Source organism: uncultured Agathobaculum sp. (genome assembly GCF_963927765.1).
Taxonomy (GTDB): domain Bacteria; phylum Bacillota; class Clostridia; order Oscillospirales; family Butyricicoccaceae; genus Agathobaculum.
On record NZ_CAWVCU010000036.1, the window covers coordinates 1 to 19,249 of the forward strand.

At 57.7% G+C, this 19,249-nt stretch carries 21 protein-coding genes; 17 read left to right on the forward strand and 4 right to left on the reverse strand.

What is annotated here, in order from left to right:
• The 12 genes from ABGT74_RS02595 to ABGT74_RS02650 all read left to right on the forward strand — a co-directional run.
• On the forward strand, window positions 1-439 hold a 439-nt coding region (locus ABGT74_RS02595), incomplete at its 5' end, for a stage V sporulation T C-terminal domain-containing protein (RefSeq protein ID WP_346704341.1).
• Window positions 440-450: 11 nt separating this feature from the next.
• Window positions 451-636 carry a hypothetical protein gene (locus ABGT74_RS02600; RefSeq protein ID WP_297283439.1) on the forward strand — a complete coding sequence of 62 codons (186 nt, stop codon included), beginning with the start codon at window positions 451-453 and terminating at the stop codon, window positions 634-636.
• 197 nt (window positions 637-833) lie between these two features.
• Entirely contained in the window at window positions 834-2,765 is a 1,932-nt protein-coding gene (locus ABGT74_RS02605) for a [Fe-Fe] hydrogenase large subunit C-terminal domain-containing protein (protein WP_346704342.1), read from the forward strand.
• Between the two features lie 371 nt (window positions 2,766-3,136).
• Window positions 3,137-4,513 carry an electron transport complex subunit RsxC gene (gene rsxC / locus ABGT74_RS02610; protein ID WP_346704343.1) on the forward strand — a complete coding sequence of 459 codons (1,377 nt, stop codon included), beginning with the start codon at window positions 3,137-3,139 and terminating at the stop codon, window positions 4,511-4,513.
• 15 nt (window positions 4,514-4,528) lie between these two features.
• A complete protein-coding gene (locus ABGT74_RS02615) occupies window positions 4,529-5,533 on the forward strand; it encodes an RnfABCDGE type electron transport complex subunit D (RefSeq protein ID WP_297283436.1) in 1,005 nt (334 codons plus the stop codon).
• A 3-nt stretch (window positions 5,534-5,536) separates the two neighbouring features.
• Window positions 5,537-6,124: an RnfABCDGE type electron transport complex subunit G gene (locus ABGT74_RS02620; RefSeq protein WP_346704344.1), complete on the forward strand. Its 588-nt coding sequence runs from the start codon at window positions 5,537-5,539 to the stop codon at window positions 6,122-6,124.
• A gap of 15 nt (window positions 6,125-6,139) precedes the next feature.
• Window positions 6,140-6,790 (forward strand): electron transport complex subunit RsxE, encoded by a 651-nt coding sequence (rsxE, locus tag ABGT74_RS02625; RefSeq protein WP_346704345.1) that lies wholly within the window; start codon window positions 6,140-6,142, stop codon window positions 6,788-6,790.
• Window positions 6,791-7,405: an electron transport complex subunit RsxA gene (gene rsxA / locus ABGT74_RS02630; RefSeq protein WP_346704346.1), complete on the forward strand. Its 615-nt coding sequence runs from the start codon at window positions 6,791-6,793 to the stop codon at window positions 7,403-7,405.
• Between the two features lie 20 nt (window positions 7,406-7,425).
• Window positions 7,426-8,337 (forward strand): RnfABCDGE type electron transport complex subunit B, encoded by a 912-nt coding sequence (locus ABGT74_RS02635; RefSeq protein WP_346704347.1) that lies wholly within the window; start codon window positions 7,426-7,428, stop codon window positions 8,335-8,337.
• Window positions 8,337-8,744 (forward strand): ribonuclease III domain-containing protein, encoded by a 408-nt coding sequence (locus ABGT74_RS02640; RefSeq protein ID WP_346704348.1) that lies wholly within the window; start codon window positions 8,337-8,339, stop codon window positions 8,742-8,744. Before ABGT74_RS02635 ends, ABGT74_RS02640 begins: the two co-directional genes overlap by 1 nt.
• A 166-nt stretch (window positions 8,745-8,910) precedes the next feature.
• The gene (locus ABGT74_RS02645) at window positions 8,911-10,062 is read left to right on the forward strand and encodes a WG repeat-containing protein (RefSeq protein WP_346704349.1); all 1,152 of its coding nucleotides are present in this window, start codon (window positions 8,911-8,913) and stop codon (window positions 10,060-10,062) included.
• An 18-nt stretch (window positions 10,063-10,080) separates the two neighbouring features.
• Window positions 10,081-10,743 carry an S-layer homology domain-containing protein gene (locus ABGT74_RS02650; protein WP_346704350.1) on the forward strand — a complete coding sequence of 221 codons (663 nt, stop codon included), beginning with the start codon at window positions 10,081-10,083 and terminating at the stop codon, window positions 10,741-10,743.
• Between the two features lie 45 nt (window positions 10,744-10,788).
• Here the strand turns inward: ABGT74_RS02650 and epsC are convergent, their stop codons facing one another.
• Window positions 10,789-11,448, reverse strand: a complete 660-nt coding sequence (gene epsC / locus ABGT74_RS02655; protein ID WP_346704371.1) for a serine O-acetyltransferase EpsC — start codon at window positions 11,446-11,448, stop codon at window positions 10,789-10,791.
• Between the two features lie 147 nt (window positions 11,449-11,595).
• On the opposite strand from epsC, the gene ABGT74_RS02660 reads away from it, so the two are divergent.
• The 4 genes from ABGT74_RS02660 to ABGT74_RS02675 all read left to right on the forward strand — a co-directional run bounded on the left by ABGT74_RS02660 (window position 11,596) and on the right by ABGT74_RS02675 (window position 16,203).
• Window positions 11,596-12,798, forward strand: coding sequence for a nucleotide sugar dehydrogenase (locus ABGT74_RS02660; protein ID WP_346704351.1), 1,203 nt, complete (start codon window positions 11,596-11,598; stop codon window positions 12,796-12,798).
• 123 nt (window positions 12,799-12,921) lie between these two features.
• Window positions 12,922-13,449, forward strand: coding sequence for a sigma-70 family RNA polymerase sigma factor (locus tag ABGT74_RS02665; protein WP_346704352.1), 528 nt, complete (start codon window positions 12,922-12,924; stop codon window positions 13,447-13,449).
• Complete coding sequence (locus ABGT74_RS02670; RefSeq protein ID WP_346704353.1) at window positions 13,446-14,921, forward strand: hypothetical protein; 1,476 nt, start codon at window positions 13,446-13,448, stop codon at window positions 14,919-14,921. The genes ABGT74_RS02665 and ABGT74_RS02670 overlap by 4 nt, the downstream gene beginning before the upstream one ends.
• Before the next feature lie 97 nt (window positions 14,922-15,018).
• A complete protein-coding gene (locus ABGT74_RS02675) occupies window positions 15,019-16,203 on the forward strand; it encodes a peptidylprolyl isomerase (RefSeq protein ID WP_346704354.1) in 1,185 nt (394 codons plus the stop codon).
• Between the two features lie 48 nt (window positions 16,204-16,251).
• On the opposite strand, the gene ABGT74_RS02680 is transcribed toward ABGT74_RS02675, so the two are convergent.
• The 3 genes from ABGT74_RS02680 to ABGT74_RS02690 are packed head-to-tail and all read right to left on the reverse strand — an operon-like array spanning window position 16,252 to window position 18,665.
• The gene (locus tag ABGT74_RS02680; RefSeq protein WP_346704355.1) at window positions 16,252-16,794 is read right to left on the reverse strand and encodes a peptidoglycan-binding domain-containing protein; all 543 of its coding nucleotides are present in this window, start codon (window positions 16,792-16,794) and stop codon (window positions 16,252-16,254) included.
• On the reverse strand, window positions 16,794-18,221 hold the full coding sequence (locus ABGT74_RS02685) for a peptidoglycan-binding protein (protein ID WP_346704356.1): 1,428 nt from the start codon (window positions 18,219-18,221) through the stop codon (window positions 16,794-16,796). Before ABGT74_RS02685 ends, ABGT74_RS02680 begins: the two co-directional genes overlap by 1 nt.
• Window positions 18,222-18,227: 6 nt before the next feature.
• The gene (locus ABGT74_RS02690; protein ID WP_346704357.1) at window positions 18,228-18,665 is read right to left on the reverse strand and encodes a carboxypeptidase-like regulatory domain-containing protein; all 438 of its coding nucleotides are present in this window, start codon (window positions 18,663-18,665) and stop codon (window positions 18,228-18,230) included.
• A 77-nt stretch (window positions 18,666-18,742) separates the two neighbouring features.
• On the opposite strand from ABGT74_RS02690, the gene ABGT74_RS02695 reads away from it, so the two are divergent.
• Window positions 18,743-19,210, forward strand: a complete 468-nt coding sequence (locus ABGT74_RS02695) for a heme-degrading domain-containing protein (RefSeq protein ID WP_346704358.1) — start codon at window positions 18,743-18,745, stop codon at window positions 19,208-19,210.
• The last annotated feature ends 39 nt before the right edge of the window (window positions 19,211-19,249 follow it).

Consider the following 19,249-nt stretch of genomic DNA (forward strand, 5'->3'; position numbering starts at 1 on the left):
GATTTTCACCGACCGCGACGGCGAGGTGATTTTCAAGAAGTATTCCCCGATGGGGGAGATGGGCGCGGTGGCAGGTGAACTGGCTGAAGCGCTCGCCCGCACAGCGGGAATGAGCTGTGCGATCTGTGACCGTGACGCGGTCATTGCCGCGGCAGGCGGCGCGAAAAAGGACATTCTGGAAAAACGCATCTCCGCCGAGCTGGAGCAGCTGATGGAGCAGCGCGTGGTGTATGAGCGCGGCGTGGATGACGCGCCTGAGCTGAACGTCTCGGACAACGACGCGTATAATGTAGTCGTGGCGGTGCCCATCATCACCGAAGGCGATGTCAGCGGCTGCGTGGTCTATGTCAGCGAGGACGAAAATGCGTCGGCGAGCGAGGTGACGGTCAAACTGTGCCAGACCGCCGCCCAGTTTATGGCCAAGCGTGTGTCGGTATAAGGGGGCGCGGTATGAAGAACAACGGAAAGCCAGAGCGCGAGCCGAAACCGTTTCCGCAGTATGACGATGCGGCGCATATTGATTCCGCTGCGGTAGCATCCGTGCCGCCCTGGTCGCAGGACGCGCCGCCGCGCGGCGACCCGGCCGCTACAGCATATACCGAAATGTACTGCCAGAAACCCAAAGAGAAAAACTGAAACGACCGGCTGGTGCCATCATGGCACCGGCCGGTCGTTTCTTTGGATAAAAAGCAGAAGAACTGGGTCACAAAATGCCAGAAAATAAGGATGGCTTCTTTACAATTTCTGCAAGGCGCTATATAATATTGACAGGAGAAAGCGGAAGAAAGACGGAATCTCTGTATAAAATGACAATAGCAGAAAGCAGGGAAAACATGAATATAGGTTCCAATGGGTTGGTCTACACCAATGACAACTGTATCGGCTGCAACCGATGCATTGCCGCCTGCCCGGTATTGACTGCCAATTCGGTGGTGGAAAACGGCGACAAGCAATTCGTTCATGTCGATCCTGACAAATGCATCGCCTGCGGCGCCTGTCTGGATGTGTGCGAGCATCATGCCCGCGAGTTTGATGACGACACCGAGCGTTTTTTTGCGGATCTGCGCCGCGGGGAGAAAATTTCCATTTTGTATGCACCCGCGCTGATCGCGAACTATCCGCAGAATTACCGCTATATTCTGGGCACCTTGCAGCAGATGGGCGCAAACCGCGTCATCAGCGTGGCGTTTGGCGCGGATATCACCACGTGGGCTTATATTCAGTACATCCAGAACAACAATTTTCAGGGTGGGATTTCTCAGCCCTGTCCGGCAGTGGTGCGCTATATCGAAAACTTTATCCCCGAACTGCTGCCCAAGCTGATGCCGGTACACAGTCCGCTGCTTTGTGCGGCGATCTATGCGCGCAAATATTTGGGTATCAACGATAAATTTGCGTTCCTGTCTCCCTGCATTGCCAAGAAAATGGAGATCAGCGACCCCAATACGCATGGGTTCGTGCAGTATAATGTGACGTTTGACCATCTGATGCGCTACCTCAACCGGCATGGCATCAGCAAAACGCCGGTAAAAGAGGAGCTGGTGTCCGGTTTAGGCACGATTTACCCCATGCCCGGCGGTTTGAAGGAAAATATCCGCTGGTTCTGCGGCGAGCAGGTCTTTGTGCAGCAGAGTGAGGGCGAGAAAAAGGTTTACGAAACGCTGCACAAGTACGCAAAGCGTGTCACCGGCGGCCGACCGGTACCGTTTTTGGTGGACGTGCTCAACTGCGAAAACGGCTGCATCGACGGCCCGGCGATTGAAGAATCCAAGCGCGGCGACGATGCCATGCTGTATGCGATCAGTGAGCAAAAAGCCGAGCAGCAAGCAAAAGGAAAAGGGCTTTGGAGCAACAAAAAGAGCTGCGGCGCGCGCTTGCGCATGCTCAATCGCGCATTTTCCAAGCTGAAGTTGGAGGATTTCCTGCGGCAGTACACCGATCGGTCACGCGAGCATCAGTTCCTCATTCCACAGGAGGGACAGGTGCAGGAGATTTTCCGCAAGATGGAAAAGCGCACGGAAGAGGATCAGTCGATCAACTGCGGTGCCTGCGGTTACTCAACCTGTCGGGAAATGGCGCAGGCGATTTTCAATCGCTGCAATATCCCGCAAGGCTGCGTCCACTATATCAAGCATATGGTCGAGGTCGATAAGGAGCAGATGGAGCGTATTTCCGAGGACATCCGCGAAAAGAACCGTGTGATCCGCGAAATGGTGGCGGATGCCAATGGACAGTTCGATATGCTGACCGGCTCGATTGCCAGCATGGCCGAACAGAATGCCAATACGGCGGATGAAAGCGTGGGCATCAATGAATCTATGCAGAAGGTCGTCGAATGCACGACCAAAATGACCGACGTGGTCGACCAGATCAACGGCTTGCTGCACGCGCTGGAACAGAACAACAATGGCATCGAGCGGGTTGCCAGCAACACCCATCTGCTTGCGCTCAACGCTTCGGTCGAGGCAGCGCGCGCGGGCGCGGCGGGCAAGGGATTTGCCGTTGTAGCCAATGAGGTGCGTTCGCTCAGCCAGTCCACGCAGCAGACGGCGCGCGAGAGTAACCGCAACAAGGATCAGATCAGCACAGTGCTCAAGCTGATTACGGAAGATGTGGAACAGCTGCGCGGTATTGCGCTCGATGTCAATGATCGTTTGAGAAATCTGGCGGCGAGCAATGAAGAGATTGCCGCGGCAGCACAGCAGATCAATGAGGCCACCAATCAGCTGCACACCCATTTCCAAAATCTCAGCCAGATGGAATAAAACGGCGCTATATGACGGTGCTTTGCGCCCCTGCACAAACGTGCGGGGGCGCTTCTTGTGGGCATACGCAGACCGGTGCGGAGATGCGCCGTCTTTTTACTGCTTTGGGGAAGGGTGGAAAAACTGTAAAATAACAGTTCGTTCACAAAAGAAGTAGAGAAAATACCAGCAGATTATCAAGGCATACAAAGATTTTTTGTTTTTTGGTCAAATTTTTTGTGTTTTGGGCTTGCTAATTTGGTACAAGAAACAGTATAATCTATTTTGTAAGGCTGCGCCAAGGCACGGCCTTACAATTTCCTTTATGAAGATGGAGCCGCGCCCCCTCGGCGCAGGTTCTTCTTGCGCAAAAAAATAGAGAGGTGAAAAACATGGTGTATTCGTTCCGTGGCGGCATTCACCCCGGCACTCATGCAGATCCGGGTTACAAGGCCGCGACAAACACCAAGCCGATCGAGAAGCTGGCACTGCCTGATCAGGTCATTCTGCCGGTTTCCATGCACATCGGCGCCCCGGCCAAGCCGATCGTTTCGGTCGGTGATACCGTGGATCTGGGACAGCCCATCGCGGAAGCCGGCGGCTTTGTCAGCGCTCCTGTCCACGCAACCGTGTCCGGTAAGGTGAAAGCAGTTGAGCCGCGTCTGCATCCCAACGGCAGCAAGGTGCTGTCGATTGTGATCGAAAACGACGGCGAGGACCGCCTGCACGAGTCCGTGCATCCGTATGATTTTGCTTCCATGTCGAATGAGGAGCGCATCGAGTGCATTCGCTCGGCTGGTATCGTCGGTCACGGCGGCGCAACGTTCCCGACCCATGTCAAGATCCAGTCCGGTATCGGCAAGTGCGACACGGTCATCATCAACGCAGCGGAATGTGAACCATACATAACGAGCGACCATCGCCTGCTGCTGGAGCGCCCGGAGGAAGTGATCGGCGGCCTGAAGATGCTGGCCGACATCATGGGCGTGCAGAATGCGATCATCGCGGTGGAGGAAAACAAGTCCGACGCCTTCCCGGGCATCGAAAAGCTGATCGCGGACGATCCGCGCCTCAAGCTCTATCCTCTCAAGTGTAAGTACCCGCAGGGCGCGGAGAAGCAGCTCATCAACGCCTGCACCGGCCGCGAGGTTCCCTCCGGCAAGCTGCCGGCGGACGCAGGCTGCGCCGTGTTCAACGTGGACACCGCCGGCGCGGTTTACCGCCGCTTCACCACCGGCATGCCGGTTATCCGCCGTATCGTAACGGTATCCGGCTCCGCCATTGCCGAGCCGAAGAACCTCGAAGTGCGCATCGGCACGCAGGTTGAAAAGCTGATCGACGCTTGCGGCGGCTTCAAGGAAGCCCCCAATAAGCTGCTGATGGGCGGCCCGATGATGGGCGTTGCGCAGTTCTCGCTCGAGATCCCGATCTTCAAGGGCACCAATGCGTTCCTTGCCTTCTGCGGCGACGAGGATAAGCGCGTGGCCGACCCGCAGTGCATCCGCTGCGGCAAGTGCATCAACGCTTGCCCGATGCACCTGTTGCCGAACTACATGAACCTGTACGGCAAGAAGGACGATCTGGACAACGCGCTCGAGTGCGGCGTGATGGACTGCATTGAGTGCGGCTCGTGCGCATATGTCTGCCCGGCCCGCATCCCGCTGGTGGCACAGTTCCGCCTGACCAAGGGCAAGATTCAGGCCAAGCGTATGGCGGAAAAGGCTAAGGCAGATGCCGAAAAGGCAAAGGCTGAGGCCGAGAAGAAGTAAGGAGGGGAAACGAAAATGTATGATCTGAGTAAAGTCGTCGTCACCTCCTCACCCCATATCAAGGCGGATGACGATACCCGCAGCCTGATGCTGGATGTGCTGGTGGCACTGCTTCCTGCGTTGTGCGTTGCGGTATACACCTTTGGTCCACGCGCGCTGGTGCTGACTGTGATTTCCATGGTTGCCTGCGCGGTTTTCGAGACCATTTATAACAAAATCGTAAAGCATCCCAACACGATCGGCGACCTGTCCTGCTTTGTCACCGGTATGCTGATCGCGTTCAACGTGCCGGTTTCGGCTCCGTGGTGGATGCTGGTGTTTGGTGCACTGTTCGGCATCATCATTGTCAAGATGCTGTTCGGCGGCATCGGCAAGAACTTTATGAACCCGGCGCTCGGCGCGCGTGCGTTCATGATGGCGTCCTGGGCGGGCCTGATGACCACCTGGACCCAGCCGCATGCTTCTCTGCCGCTCATCGGTTCGGTCACCGTGACCGACGCGATCTCCACAGCAACGCCTCTGGCGTCCCTGAAGAACGGCGTGCTGCCTGAGGGCGTGAGCCTGCTGGATATGTTCCTCGGCCAGACCGGCGGCGTTATCGGTGAGACCTCCGCACTTGCGCTGCTCGCGGGCGGTGCGTACCTGCTGTGGCGCAAGGTTATCACCATCAACATCCCCGCAGCTTACATCCTGACGGTTGCAGTAGTTACCTTCCTGTTCCCGATGGGCGACGTATCCCGCGTACAGTGGATGCTCAGCCAGGTGCTTTCGGGCGGCTTGATGCTCGGCGCAATCTTCATGGCGACCGACTATGTCACCAGCCCGGTCACTCCCAAGGGTCAGATCATCTTCGGCATTGGCTGCGGTCTGCTGACCGTGTTCATCCGCTACTTCGGCGGCCTGCCGGAGGGTGTTTCGTATTCCATCCTCATCATGAACACGCTGGTTTGGGCGATCGACAAGGCCACCCATCCCCGCAAGTTCGGCTACGCGCTGGATAAGAAGAAGGAGGCACAGTAAGTTATGGATAGCAGCAAAAAAGAAGGCGGCATCGTACAGCTTGTCGTCGTACTGGGCCTGATCACCTTTGTGTGCGCCCTGCTTCTGGGCTTTATCAACGCCGTAACCGCGGATAAGATCGCGCAGAACAATGAAAACACCCGCAACGAAGCGATGGCGGTCATCATGCAGGATGCTGAGAGCTTCGAAGCGGTCGAAGTCGGCGAGGAGTGGACCGCGCCGGAAGACAAGAACCAGCCGGTGATCTCCGGCGTATATGAGGCGCAGGCCGGCGGCGAGACCATCGGCTACTGCGTAGAGGTCAAGCCCAAGGGCTTCGGCGGCGAGCTGACCATGATCGTCGGCATCAACACCGATGGCACGGTCGCGGGCGCGCAGGTCACCGAGCACGGCGAGACCCCGGGCCTCGGCGCCAAGTCCCAGACCGACCCGAACTGGATCACCCAGTTTGCGGGCCAGCCGGCAGACGGCAGCCTCGCAGTCTCCAAGGATGGCGGCACGATCGAAGCCATCACCGGTTCGACCATCACGTCCCGCGCGGTAACGCTGGGCGTCAATACTGCGGCGAACTGCGTCGCAAGTCTGGGTTAAAGGAGGAAGAGCCAAATGAAATTCAAAGATCAACTGAAAGCGGGCGTCATCCTCGACAACCCGATCTTCATGCAGACCATCGGCCTCTGCCCGACGCTGGCGACCTCGACCTCGCTGTCCAATGCCATCGGCATGGGCGTGGCGGCAACGGTCGTTCTGATCTGCTCCAACGTAGTTATTTCCGCACTGCGCCGGTTTATCCCGGACAAGGTGCGTATCGCGGCATTCATCACGATCATCGCGGCATTCGTTACCACGATCGACCTCGCGCTGCAGGCATTCGTGCCGTCGCTGGCGGCGTCGCTCGGCCTGTTCCTGCCGCTGATCGTTGTTAACTGCATCATCCTCGGCCGTGCCGAGGCGTATGCGTCCAAGAATGCGGTCCTGCCCTCTGCGCTCGACGGCGTCTGCATGGGTCTGGGCTTCACCTTCGCGCTGGTTCTGATGGGCTTCTTCCGCGAGCTGCTGGGCGCAGGCACGGTTTTGTCCGGCCTGTCCACCCTGCTGCCGTTCCTCGCGGGCGTGATCCCGGCGGAAGGCTTCGCGATCCCGTTCTTCAACGCAAATCCGATGGTTATGATGATCCTGCCGGCAGGCGGCTTCCTGATGCTGGGTTTCATCTTTGCCGCGATCCAGAAGATCATGGCCGGAAAGGAGGACAAGTAAATGCCTTTCGTATTTCCTGATGCAATGAGCCTGACCGAGATCCTGTCGCTCGCTGTAGCGTCCATTCTGGTCAACAACTACATCCTTGTCCAGTTCCTGGGCTGCTGCTCGTTCTTCGGCGTTTCCAAAAAAACCGATACCGCAATCGGCATGGGCATGGCGGTTGTATTCGTTATGGCCCTGTCCAGTGCGGTTACCTGGGCGGTGCAGTACTTCATCCTCGAGCCGCTGAATCTGCAGTACATGCAGACCATCGCGTTCATCCTGGTTATTGCAACGCTCGTGCAGTTCGTCGAGATGTTCATGAAAAAGTCGATGCCCGCGCTGTATTCCGCGCTCGGTATCTTCCTGCCCCTGATCACCACCAACTGCGCGGTGCTCGGCGCGGCTATCTCGAACATCGACAACGGCTATTCGTTCATCGGCTCGATGGTTTACGGTGTCGGCTCCGGCTTGGGCTACACGCTGGCGATCGTCCTGTTCTCCTCGATCCGTGAGCGTCTGGATGCAACCTCGAAGTGCCCCAAGTGCTTTGAAGGTTTCCCGATCGCGCTGGTTTCCGCGGCGCTGCTCGCGATGTCCTTCATGGGCTTCTCCGGCCTGTCGATCTGGTAAGCAAGGGGGAAAGATAAGAAATGGATATTCAGAATATCATTGCGGCGGTTGCCGTCCTGTTCATCATGGGCATCGTGTTCGCGATCCTGCTGGGCATCGCGGCCAAGGTGTTCGCGGTTGAGGTGGATGAGCGCGTACCACTGGTTCGTGAGTGCCTGCCGGGTGCAAACTGCGGCGGCTGCGGCTACCCGGGCTGCGACGGCCTGGCTGCCGCGATCGTAGAGGGCACCGCGCCGGTCAACGGCTGCCCGGTCGGCGGCGCTGCTGCGGCGGAAAAGATCGCCGCGGTCATGGGCGTTGCGGTCGAAGCGGGCGAGCGCAAGGTTGCGCACGTTTACTGCAACGGCGGCTGCAACGCGGTCGACAAGACCAAGTATGAGGGCCTGCAGGACTGCACCGCAGCGATGCGCGTTGCAGGCGGCCCGAAGGCCTGCGCCTACGGCTGCATGGGCCTCGGCTCCTGTGTTAAGGCGTGTGCATTTGACGCGATCCACATTGTGGACGGCGTTGCCAAGGTCGATACCGACAAGTGCGTGGCCTGCGGCAAGTGCGTCGCGGCCTGCCCGAAGAAGCTCATTAACCTCGTCCCCGAGTCCAAGAAGGTACACGTCAACTGTGTCAACAAGGATAAGGGCCCTGAGGTCATGAAGGTCTGCTCCAACGGCTGCATCGGCTGCAAGATGTGCGAAAAGACTTGTAAGTTCGACGCAATCCATGTTGTGGACGGGGTCGCTAAGATCGACTACGACAAGTGCAAGAACTGCAAGATGTGTGCCAAGGCTTGCCCGAAGGGCTGCATCGAGCCGGTGCCGACCGAAGAGGAAAAGGCCAAGTTCAAGGAGATGCAGGCAAAGCAGGCGGCTGCTGCCAAGGCTAAGGCTGAGGCGGAAAAGGCTGCTGCGGAAGCTGCTCCTGCCGCTGAGGACAAGTAATGGATTATTTGCATCCGATTTTGGATGACGCTGCTATCGCCCGCATGTCGAGCCTCGCGCTCGCCCATGTGGGCGATGCCGTTTATGAGGTGCTGGTGCGGTCGTTTTTGGCCTGCGGCGGCATGCAGACCGCCAAAAACCTGCACCGCCGCACGACCCAGCTGGTCTGTGCGCCCGCGCAGGCAGAAGCGGTGCAGCGCATCCTGCCCCTGCTGGACGAAAATGAGCAGGAGGTCTACCGCCACGGCCGCAACGCCAAGCCCAAGAGTGTGCCCAAGTCGGCATCAACCGCGGAGTATTCGCAGGCGACCGCGCTCGAGGCGCTGTTCGGCTGGCTGTACCTCAAGGGACGGTACGAGCGCATCAATGAGCTGTTCGGCGTGATTGCTGAAGGGTTTGAAGAATAAAAAAGGACGCTTTCCTGTCGGGAAAGCGTCTTTTTTGCGTTGTGCAGCAAAACCCAATATGAAATCAAGCTTGACGAATATCGGGAAGCTATGTAAAATATAACTAAATATAGGGATACCCTGCAAGGAATTAGATTGGATATTTCACAAAAAGGGAGAGAACAACATGAGAAAAATACTGGCAGTTTTGCTATCGGTGGTGCTTGCGGTCTCCGTACTGTTAGTTCCGGCAGGTGCCGCAGTGGACGCGAACCGGTTCTGGCAGGAAAACGGGGACCAATTGATGCAACAGAACATTTTTCAGTACGGTGAGCGCCCGTTCCGTGAAGGTTTGATGCCCGCGCTGGTAAACGACCAGTGGAACTACATCAATGAAAAGGGCGAGGTCGTTGACTTAAACCGTGATCGTTTTCTGTATGTGTTCGACTTTTTCGAGGGTCTGGCAGCGGTCATGGACAAGGACACTATGAAGGTGGGCTATATTGACACCACCGGTAAGCTGGTCATTCCCTGCCAGTTCTATGCGTATGACTCGATGGGCAGCATCTATGTGGGCTATTTCCAAAATGGCAAGGCAGCCGTATTCACCGACGGTAAATTTACTCCCACCGAGTACGGCGGTTCTACGGTCAAGGGCGCACAGATTGCGGAGATCAACAAAAGCGGCAGCAAGAGCAATGCGCGCACATGGGACACCGATGATCTGGCAGGACTGTATCTGATCGGCGATAACGGCTATATGCCGGATGCAGAGGAGATACCCGTGGTGGAAGAGCCTACCTATGGTCAGGCCTCCGCGCACATCACAGGCTATACGATTGATGAGGACTATGTCGGAAAAATGGTGATAGAGGTCACGAACACCGGTAATACGCAGCCGGACAAGGGTGACTTGTTTTATATCTCCTATGCCAAATTCATGGAAGGCTCTGAAATAATCGATGCGGGCGTTTATGTGCCGTACCAATATATCCTGCAAATCTCCTATGAGGTAGAAGCCAATGCGACAACGACGCTGAAAATTCCTGTCGGCTTTCTACCGAATTACGATCAGGATTTAACAGAAGGTCAGATAGCACACGGCTGGCAAAATGATGAAAACATAGAATCTGCACGCACGATACTGGCGCAGGCAGAAACGCCAGAGGAAGCAGCGGAGCTGCGTACTTTCTTCATGGGCGCACATGATTATGGCGAAATGGGTCTGACCTATGAGCCGGACAGCGACGGGGTTACCATTCTGGCAGCGCCCATGTCTACCAGCCGCCGGGCACAGTATCTGGATCAGAAATTATCCGCATTTACCAGCCGGTTCTAAGAAAAGAGGGAAAATAACATGAAAAAACTGATTTGCATGCTTTTGAGTTTGTGCCTGTTCTGCGCACCTGCGCTTGCCATCAAGGGCGAAGTGGTAGACCCAAATGAGCTTCCCTATATCCCGAGTGAGGGCGGCCCGAGCAATTGGGCAGTATCTGAAATCGAGTCCGCCATGCAGGCCGGTCTGATTCCCGTGCTGACCGGCAGTCCGAAATATCAGGACGCCATCACCCGTGAGCAGTTTGCGGAGTTGATCGTACAGAGCGTGGAAGTGATGCTGGATCAGGATCTGGAAGCCGCACCGGCCAACACGTTCATCGACAGCAGTAATCCGGCGGTTTTGAAGGCCAGTCAGGCCCGCATTGTCAACGGCGTGGGTGAAAACAAATTCGCACCCGATGTTACCACCAACCGCGAGGAGATCGCCACGATGATCGCCCGTGCGGTCAAGTACATTGAGCAGAACAACGGCACCGATCTGGCGCCCAAGGCGGCAAGCATTGCGGGCTTTGCCGATCAGGCACAGGTGTCGAAGTGGGCAGTCGAGGGGGTCGGCCTGTTGGCAGCCAACGGCATGATGAACGGTACATCCGCTACCACGCTGTCTCCCAAGGAGTCCTGCACGGTCGAACAGAGCATTCTGCTGTGTTACCGGCTGTATGTCAAGTTCCTGGCAGCATAAGTAATAAAAAAAGACGCTTTCCGTTTGGGAAAGCGTCTTTTTGCATTATTCGTCCGCTTCGTGTTCGCGGATCTCTTCGCGTTTGAGCTTTTGCTCGTTGACATAGACGCGGTGTTGCAGACGGCACAGCTCCTGCGCCAGCGGATCGGGCAGATGGATCTGGTCGAGGTCATAGGACGGTACACGCTGACCGTCGATTTTGACCACACGTGCCTTGATGCCGACCACGGTTGAGTTGGGCGGCACTTCCTGCAATACAACTGCATTCGCACCGATGCGGCTGTTGTCGCCCACGGTGAACGGGCCAAGCACCTTCGCGCCCGTCGAGATCAGCACATTGTTGCCGATCGTCGGGTGGCGCTTGCCTGTGTCGTGGCCGGTGCCGCCGAGGGTTACGCCGTGATAGATCGTGCAGTCGTCTCCGATTTCGGCGGTCTCGCCGATAACAATACCCATGCCGTGGTCGATGAACAGGCGGCGGCCGATGGTCGCGCCCGGATGGATCTCGATGCCGGTCATGTGGCGGGCAAACTGTGAAAGCGCGCGCGCCAGAAAGAAATGCTTGTGTTTGTACAGCCAATGCGCCTGACGGTGGTAGATCAGCGCATGGAACCCCTGATACAGCAGAAAGACCTCGAACGTCGTTCGCGCAGCCGGATCGCGGTCGCGGATCGAGCGCGCGTCGTCAAGCAGTCCTTTGAAAATCATAATGCAATCATCCTATCAAAATACTGTGAATTGAACACACCATACATTATAGACGCTTCCGGCAGAAAATTCAAACCTTTGATTGAAATAAAGAAAAAAAGTGGTATAATGATTAAAGAATGTCGACAAAGAGGTTTTGAAATTATGAAAATTACTGTCATGGGTCTGGGCTATATCGGCCTGCCGACCGCGATCACGCTCGCGGAGGCCGGTTTTGAGGTCTGCGGCTTTGATGTCAACGAGAAAACCATTGAAACATTGCAGGGCGGCCACATCCACATCGTCGAGCCGGGCTTGCAGGAGGCGTTTGAAACTGCGGTAGCGCACGGCCATCTGCATTTTTCGAGCGAGCTAGGTAAGTCCGATGTGTTCTATATCGCGGTACCGACCCCATTCTATCAGGATGAGACCGGCAGCCACAAGGCTGACCTAAAGTACGTCGAGTCCGCCGGCCGTATGGCGGGCAAGCTGCTCGAGCCATCCAATCTGGTCATTTTGGAGTCCACTGTGCCGCCGCACACGAGCGAAATGCTCGCGCGCGTGCTTTCCGAGGAGTCCGGTATCGACATGGACAAGATCCATGTCGCGCACTGCCCGGAGCGTGTCATCCCGGGAAATATGATGTTTGAGCTGAAAAATAACGACCGCATTGTCGGCGCGCGCACGCCGGAAGCGGCAGAGATGGCGGCTTCTATCTATGAAAAGGTGCTGGAAAAGGGCGTTGTGCACAAGACCGACGACCTGACCGCTGAGATGTGCAAGCTGACCGAGAACACCTTCCGCGATGTCAACATCGCGTATGCGAACGAACTGTCGGTCATCTGTGACAAGATGGGTATTGATGTATTCGAGCTCATCAAGCTCGCCAACTGCCATCCGCGCGTCAACATCCTGAATCCGGGCGTGGGTGTGGGCGGCCACTGCATCGCGGTTGACCCGTGGTTCATCTATGAGCAGTTCCCGGCCGAGGCAAAGGTGATCCTTGCTGCGCGTGAGCGTAACGAGAACAAGCCGCGCTTCGTGGCTGAGAAGGTTGTCTCCAAGCTGGCGAAGGTTACAGATACGGTCGGCGTGCTCGGCCTGTCCTATAAGCCGGATGTGGACGATCTGCGCGAGTCCCCGTCGATCGAGCTGTGCCACATTTTGCAGGAAAAGGGCGTCAAGGTGCTGGCCTGTGAGCCGTTTGCAAAGGACAGCGAGGTACAGGGCATCCCGAACGTCTCCTTTGACGAAGTGCTCGAAAAGGCGGATTATCTGGTCGTGACGCTCGGCCACACGCTCTTCAAGGAGAACAAGGACAAGATCGCCGCAAAGCCGTATTACGACTGCGTCGGCTTGATGGAGTAATAAAGTGCAACAGAAAACGGCACAGCGAAAAGCTGTGCCGTTTTTTTATAGAAAAATGCGTGGGTTCAGCGTAAGATTTGCGTAGATAACAGTAGACAGGATAGAGAGAAAGGGGGCAGTGGCATGGATGAGAAAATCCTCGCGCTGCTTTCTGCGCGCGATCCGGAGGGTGTGACGTTGCTGCAAAAGCAGTACGGCCTGATGGTGCGCTATATTGCGCGCGGCATTTTGCGCGATGCGCAGGATATGGAGGAATGCGTCAGCGATGTATGGCTGCGCGTGTGGCAGAAATTCGCTTCGTTTGATCCGGCAAAGGGAACGCTTGCCGCGTGGGTGACTGCGATTGCGCGAAACGCAGCGGTCGACCGGTTGCGCCGTCGGCGCGCGCCGGACGAAGCTTGGGATGAACAGGCGGGCGCTGCGCCATCCCCGGAGGAGGAAGTGCTGCGCCGTGAGCGCACGCAGCTTTTGCAAAAGACCGTCGATGCGCTGAGCGCTGCCGAACAGCTGCTGTTTTACCGTAAGTATTACTATTTGCAGTCCACCGCGCAGATCGCGGCGGAAATGGGAATGACCGAGCGGGCTGTCGAGGGACGGCTGTACCGTCTGCGCCGCCGTTTGCAGAAGGCGTTGGGAGGTGACGCGCTATGACCGGACCGGAACGGGACGAATTTGACCGGATGATCGAGCAGGAGATCGCCGGAACTGTGCCATCGCAGGGTGTGGTGGAAGAGGTCAACCCATGGCGCGAGCCGGTCGGCCGCATTGCGTGGGGATTGGCGCTGACCGGCATCACGCTCAACTTTCTGTATCTGCAATACCTGCTGCCCGCCGTGGGCGTTGTGCTGCAATATCTGGGCTTTCGCGCGCTGCGCCGCAACGGCGTGGACTTCCGGCTGGCGTGGGCGCTTTCTGTTGTGCGGCTGGTTTGGGTGGGCGCGTTTCTGGTGTTGTCGGTCACGCCTTGGCTGCCAACGGGTAATTTGGATATCGGCCTCGGACTGGCGGGCATGGGCATCCAGATTGTGCAGATGCTTGCGCTGCGTGCCGGACTGCGGCAGGTGTGCCGCACGGCGGACATCGAACCGAAGAGCGACCCGCTCAAAGCGGCGGTGTGCTGGGAAGGGTTCATCCTTGTGCTGGCGTTTTCGCCGCTGGCGCACAGCTGGCTGGCCGCGATTCCGATGTTGATTGCCTTTGTGTGCATCGTGCGCGCACTGTTCCGATTGGGCGAGGCGATGGGCGAAGCCGGATACTGCTTTACAGCCGCTCCCGTGCGTCTGAACACGAGCGCGGTGAGATGGGGCTTTCTCGGCGGCTGCCTGCTGCTCATGCTGGCCTTGAGCGTGTGCGTCAACCATCCGCGGCTGGATGCCGCGCCGATGGAGGAGCACGGGGAGACTGAAATCCGGCAGCAGCTCGCTGACCTCGGCCTGCCGGAAGAGGTGCTGGCTGATCTCACGGATGAGGACGTGCGCGCACTGGACGGTGCGTTCCATGTCGCCTGTTGTGCGGAAATGCTGGCGTTTGGCCCGGATTCACAAAGCATAACGCTGTGCGATCAGACCAATGCACCTGAACGTGCGCCGGTTGAGCCAGAGATTCCGCCCAATAAGGATACGATGATTGCATCCACCTATTATATTGAGCTGCCGAAGTACCGCATGGCAGTGCTTGAGCGGTTCGAGTGGGTGCAGGGCAGCGCGTACTGGGGCGATGCATTCTCTGCTTTTGAGAATAGCGATTATGGTTATGAGCTGCTCGGAGGGTGGCTGATGTTCGACAAACAGGGGCAAACCTATATCGCACCCATGCCTGCTTTGTCGAGCGGTACGGTGACGGTAGATGGCTTTTTCGGTGCAGAGACCAGCGAACAGATGAGCGGTGTCATCGCCTATCCGTTCGGCGCAGAAAATCCGCGCGGCTATGTGCTGTATGTCATGCAATTGGATGAAAACCGTACCTTCGGTGGGACGGGCGTTAACTATTATCATCCGGCGCATCCGGTGTGTTTGCCATACAGTCCGCCGCAGGAGCGGTCGTATGACTGGCGTGACCGCCACCGTGCTCAGCATTACACCAATTTTAATACGCAGCTGGAGCGCTCGGCAACGATAGCCTGACGGATTGTGACGATTTTGTGTTTTTGCTTGTATCGCCTTCTTAAAAGTGCTATACTGATTAAAATCTGTTTTGATTACGCAATAAGGAGAGTTAGATATGAGCAAAATGATGCAGCGCGCCGTAGCGCTGGTTGTGATGCTGGTTGTCGTCATGGGCGGTACCATCTGGGGGACGGCAAGCACGACCATCCACTACCGTCCGCTCGATAACGGTGCGCCGGTTGTAATGACGGTTAACGGCGATGAGGTGTGTGCGGATGAATACGCGGGTTACATGCTGTACAACATGTCGTACTATGCCAATATGTATGCGCAGCTCGGCATGAGCGATGTGTGGAACGACGAACATGCCGCGGCAACGCTGGGTTCTTCCATGCCCGCAGCAGCCAAGGACCAGTCGGTATATGCGCGCGTGGTGTTGCAGAAGTTCAATGAGCTGGGTCTCAAGCTGACCTACGATCAGGAAAAGCAGATGACGCAGCTGCGGCAGGATACCATTGATTCGATGAGCTATGACGCTTACGCCAAGCAGATTGCAAACTTCGGCTTCTCGGACCAGAGTTATAGCAACTTTATGTATATCAGCCAGTGCTACAATGCACTCAATGAGTACTATTATGGCGAAAACGGTGCCAATGTGCCGAGCGATGACGAGCTGCGCCAGTATTTTGCCGATAACTATCTGGCGGCAAAGCACATCCTGATCTCGACGGTGGACTCCATGACCGGCGAAACCATCCGCACGGATGCAGAGGCCAAGGCCGAGGCGCAGAAGATTCTCGACCGCATTAACGCGGGCGAGGATTATGACACGCTGATGAACGAATACAGCGAGGATCCGGGTCTGGCCGGCAATCCGGACGGCTACATCTTCACCGAAGGCGATATGGTCACCGAGTTCTACGACGGCGCCAAGGCGCTGGCCGAGGACGAGGTATCCGGTCTGATTAAGTCGGACTACGGCTATCACATCATCAAGCGCGTGCCGCTGGATGTGGACGGCCAGTTCGAGAACTACAAGGGCATGCTGACCACGGCGGTGGCCGGTACGATGGACGATCTGCTGACCCAGTGGATGGAGGAAGCGGACGTACAGACGACCGAGGTGTACGACGAGATCACCTATCAGAATGTGCGCGAATACCTGCCGGCAGACGTGCAGGAGATCCTGAACGCACAGGATGCGGCATCGAACGAAGCTGCCACGGATGAAACGGCAGCAACGGACGACGCAGCGGCAACGGATGATGCAGCCGCCGAGACCGCAGACGCGGCGGAATAATCCAATTACATCGCAAAAAAAGGACGCTTTTCAGCGTCCTTTTTGCTTTTATGCCATCGTCCATGCCAGCGGCGTGCGGCCGAAAAAGCTGTTGTGGAACAAGGCCAGCGCAGCCCATGTCGCGCGGTCGGTTTCGCCGGTCTGCGGCAGCAGCAGCGTGCCCTGTGCCCGGCGCACACCGGCCTCGGTGTCGGCATCGTATTCTCCGGTCAGCGGAACGGGCAGCGCGTTGCCAAAGTGCGGCGCGGCCATGCCCAGCATCAGCTGCAGCACAAAGACCGAGGGGCCTTTGTCGCCGCGCGTGAGCTTGGCATCCGTGCCTGACGGGAAAAAGTCGACCGCGGCGGGCAGCGCATCAAGGTCGGTCAGAATCAGATACGCGGCATAGATCGCCGTCCATGTGTCGTAATTCGCCGTGCCGGTCACGGGCAGACGGTTGCGCCGCTGGAATTCACGCACGGCGGCGGCGGTTTCCGGGCCGAAGATCCCATCAGGGGTCAGCGGCTGCACCGCGCCTTGCGCCTGTTGGATGCGGCGCAGAAAGCGCTGCAAATCGTAAATATGCGTCCTGCGTTGGCTGTCGGTATACATCAGGTGGTCGCCTCCTCTCCAATCGGATAGCCCGGATATTGTCCTTCGTTGGTCTGCGAGGATACCAGCACGTCGCGCGCGAGCAGCGTCATCTCCTCCCATGTCAGCGGGCCGATCGCACCGGTGGCGGGCAGGCCGGAGATCGACTGGATGACCGAGACCGCGTTCCGTGTCGCGGGGCCGAAGATGCCGTCGACTGCGACCGAGGGCACCTCGGGATAGCCGCGTGCGATGATGTTGATCAGCTCCTGCGCTTCGCGCACGGCTTCGCCGCGCATGCCCTCGACGAGGAAAATATCCGGCAGACCGGCAACCTCACCCAGAAAGCCCTGATCGGGCTGCACGGCCAGCACGGATTGATAGGTGGATACCAGCGTGTTCCATGTGGTGCGGCCCACAATGCCGTCCACGGTCAGTCCCATCATGCGCTGATAGGCCTCGACCGCTTCGCGTGTGCGCGGGCCGAAAATGCCGTCGATTTGGTCGACCTGCCAGCGCGGCAGCTGGTCGTAATACTCGCCCACGATGGCGAGAAAGTACTGCAAAAGCTGCACGCCCGGGCCGGTCGAGCCTTCGCGCAGCGTTTCGGGGAACTGGCGGGAAATCTCATCGAGCAGCAGCCCCTCGCTGTCCAGCTCACTCAGGCGCTTGACATTGTTGTAGATGAACGCGATGCGGTACCATGTCGCGCGGCCGACGATGCCGTCCACGCCGAGGTTGAACTGCTTTTGGAAAGCGCGCACCGCGCGTTCGGTGTCCGCGTCATAGATGCCGTCGACCGGATAGATTTTCGGGATGTTGGGATAGTTGGTCGAAATGCGGTTTAAGCGGTTCTGGATGGTGCGCACCTCTTCGGACACATCGCCCAGCCGGAAGGTCACGCCCGGCCACGAGCCGCCGAGGTTGGGCGCAATGGGTGCATTTCTCACAATATTGATATCATCTCCATAGTAATATCGCACAATTTCCTCCGCGGTCATGCCCTGCTCGGCCAGCGGTACGGTTCCCCATTGGCTCAGGCCACCGGGGCAGGTGACCGTCGTGCCGTTGCAGTATTGGGCAAACAGCGGCTCGATGGCGTCACCGCGGGTCAGATAGCTGTTGAACATATCGTCCACAATGGTGGAAATATTCTCGAAAATGTCGCGCCCGGGGACAAAGGACTGGTCATAGCGCGTGGAGTTGGTGATATCGAAGTCATAGCCCTGTGCGCGGTACCACTCGGTGAATACGCGGTTGAGCGCATAGGAGATCTGCGCGTAGATATTGGCGCGGATGGCTTCTTCCGGCCACGTCGGATAAATCTCGGACGAAGCAACGTTTTTGATGTAATCGGCAAAGGGCACGGTGACGTTCTGCGCGTCGGATGAGGGCGGGCCCAGATGCACCGTGATGGTTTCCGGGATGGTCACCGGGGATTGGGACAAAACGGATCACTCCTCTGCATTGAGATCGGTTTGGTCGTGGTAGAGCACCTGCGGCTCGCCCGTGGCGGTCAGGTCGGACTGGGTGGGGGACTGATTTTCCGGCAGCGGTGTCAGCGGCACGGGCAGCACGGCGGGCACGCCGGAGAACATGGTCACATGCAGCGCAGTGACCGGGGTGTAGCCCGGGTGCGTGACCTCTACGGTGTAGACCGCATAGGGCAGGCCGCCGTCCGGCGTCATGGAGTTGGAGCGCGGCGGGGTGGGCAGCGTCATGGGCGGCGTCATGCCGCCCGCATCCGTGCGCACCGAGTAAATGAGGTCGCGCGCGCCGGTCTCGTCCGCTGCGGTGGATACCGTGACCGAAGCATCGGCCACCGGCAGCGCGCCGAGCGCGGTCGTAACGACTACGCGCAGCACAGCGGAATCTTTGGTGGGATTGGGCATGGACAAAACCTCCTTGTCAAGCGGGGGTGGGATGGATTATACTATCCATAAGACAGAGGGAAAGGCAGGAAAAACAGATGCAGGACGAAAAAACATTGCTCGCCATGTGCGAGGAGCAGGAAGAACGGCTGCAATTTGCGCATTTCTCCCGCGCGGATGCGTTGGAGCTGGGACTAAAGCTGCATGAAAATGCGAAAAAACAGCCGGTTCCGGTCGCAATTGAGATCACGGTCAACGGTCTTGTGGTGTTCCGGTATTTTCCGGACGGCGCGCTGCCGGACAGCGAGCTGTGGCTTGTGCGCAAGCGCAATTCGGTTGCACTGATGGAAATGTCCTCGCTGCATTTTCTGGCATGGCTGGAGCAGAACGGCGAAACGCTGGAAAGCCGTAAGCTGCCGCCGAACGAATACGCTGCGGGCGGCGGAGGCTTCCCGATCCGCGTGCGCGGTACGGGCGTGATCGGTTCGATCTGCGTATCCGGCCTGCCCGATCATATGGAGGATCATCGGCTGGTGGTGGAAACGCTTGCCGAATTTCTGGCCTGAGCGCCGCAGGAAATGACCGCAAAGCGGTCATTTCCTGTT

Bases quoted from the DNA above. Each gene is read 5' to 3' on its own strand.
- ABGT74_RS02660 (WP_346704351.1), top strand. From the start codon at position 11,596: ATGAAAATTACTGTCATGGGTCTGGGCTATATCGGCCTGCCGACCGCG.
- rsxE (WP_346704345.1), top strand. From the start codon at position 6,140: ATGAAATTCAAAGATCAACTGAAAGCGGGCGTCATCCTCGACAACCCG.
- ABGT74_RS02645 (WP_346704349.1), top strand. From the start codon at position 8,911: ATGAGAAAAATACTGGCAGTTTTGCTATCGGTGGTGCTTGCGGTCTCC.
- rsxA (WP_346704346.1), top strand. From the start codon at position 6,791: ATGCCTTTCGTATTTCCTGATGCAATGAGCCTGACCGAGATCCTGTCG.
- ABGT74_RS02640 (WP_346704348.1), top strand. From the start codon at position 8,337: ATGGATTATTTGCATCCGATTTTGGATGACGCTGCTATCGCCCGCATG.
- rsxC (WP_346704343.1), top strand. From the start codon at position 3,137: ATGGTGTATTCGTTCCGTGGCGGCATTCACCCCGGCACTCATGCAGAT.
- ABGT74_RS02680 (WP_346704355.1), bottom strand. From the start codon at position 16,794: ATGTATACCGACAGCCAACGCAGGACGCATATTTACGATTTGCAGCGC.
- ABGT74_RS02635 (WP_346704347.1), top strand. From the start codon at position 7,426: ATGGATATTCAGAATATCATTGCGGCGGTTGCCGTCCTGTTCATCATG.
- ABGT74_RS02600 (WP_297283439.1), top strand. From the start codon at position 451: ATGAAGAACAACGGAAAGCCAGAGCGCGAGCCGAAACCGTTTCCGCAG.
- ABGT74_RS02620 (WP_346704344.1), top strand. From the start codon at position 5,537: ATGGATAGCAGCAAAAAAGAAGGCGGCATCGTACAGCTTGTCGTCGTA.
- ABGT74_RS02695 (WP_346704358.1), top strand. From the start codon at position 18,743: ATGCAGGACGAAAAAACATTGCTCGCCATGTGCGAGGAGCAGGAAGAA.
- ABGT74_RS02665 (WP_346704352.1), top strand. From the start codon at position 12,922: ATGGATGAGAAAATCCTCGCGCTGCTTTCTGCGCGCGATCCGGAGGGT.
- ABGT74_RS02615 (WP_297283436.1), top strand. From the start codon at position 4,529: ATGTATGATCTGAGTAAAGTCGTCGTCACCTCCTCACCCCATATCAAG.
- ABGT74_RS02690 (WP_346704357.1), bottom strand. From the start codon at position 18,665: ATGCCCAATCCCACCAAAGATTCCGCTGTGCTGCGCGTAGTCGTTACG.
- ABGT74_RS02650 (WP_346704350.1), top strand. From the start codon at position 10,081: ATGAAAAAACTGATTTGCATGCTTTTGAGTTTGTGCCTGTTCTGCGCA.
- ABGT74_RS02605 (WP_346704342.1), top strand. From the start codon at position 834: ATGAATATAGGTTCCAATGGGTTGGTCTACACCAATGACAACTGTATC.
- ABGT74_RS02670 (WP_346704353.1), top strand. From the start codon at position 13,446: ATGACCGGACCGGAACGGGACGAATTTGACCGGATGATCGAGCAGGAG.
- ABGT74_RS02675 (WP_346704354.1), top strand. From the start codon at position 15,019: ATGAGCAAAATGATGCAGCGCGCCGTAGCGCTGGTTGTGATGCTGGTT.